Raw genomic sequence first — 514 nt, forward strand, 5'->3', positions numbered from 1 at the left:
AACAGTGGATTGTTAAAGTTGATTACTCACAAGTCAGTGACATTGATTACTTCCTAGATTTGGACTCTGACATCGGTAACCGTGAAGACGGCCAGTTAGTCCAAGAAGGACATGTGCAGTACCGTTCAGATTTCTGGGATGCGTCTTTAACCGTTCGAGATTTCCAAATCCTCTTGAAAGAAGAAAACCGTCCATATCGTTTGCTTCCTCAATTAGATTTGAACTACTACACGCCGTTGTGGGGTGATCACCTTAACTTCGACGTAAAAAGCCAAGTCAGCCGTTTTGACACTAGTGATACCGCTCGACCAAACGCGACTCGCGTTCACATAGAGCCGGGACTAACCATGCCGCTGTCAAACTCTTGGGCCACTTGGACAACGGAAGCGCGCGTACTTTCCACTTACTACTCTCAAGACCTTACTGGCTTGACAGACGTGGACTTGAAAAACCAGCTTGATGAACAAGTTTCTCGTGTTATTCCTGAGTTTCGTACCCATGCTCAGATTTACTT

At 45.7% G+C, this 514-nt stretch carries 1 protein-coding gene; it reads left to right on the plus strand.

Going from position 1 to position 514, the window contains the following annotated elements:
- Positions 1-514: LPS assembly protein LptD (lptD, locus tag R7Z47_RS26910; protein ID WP_318131033.1), on the plus strand; the 514-nt coding region annotated here is incomplete at both ends.

This window comes from Vibrio sp. 1641 (genome assembly GCF_033339995.1).
Lineage (GTDB): Bacteria > Pseudomonadota > Gammaproteobacteria > Enterobacterales > Vibrionaceae > Vibrio > Vibrio alginolyticus.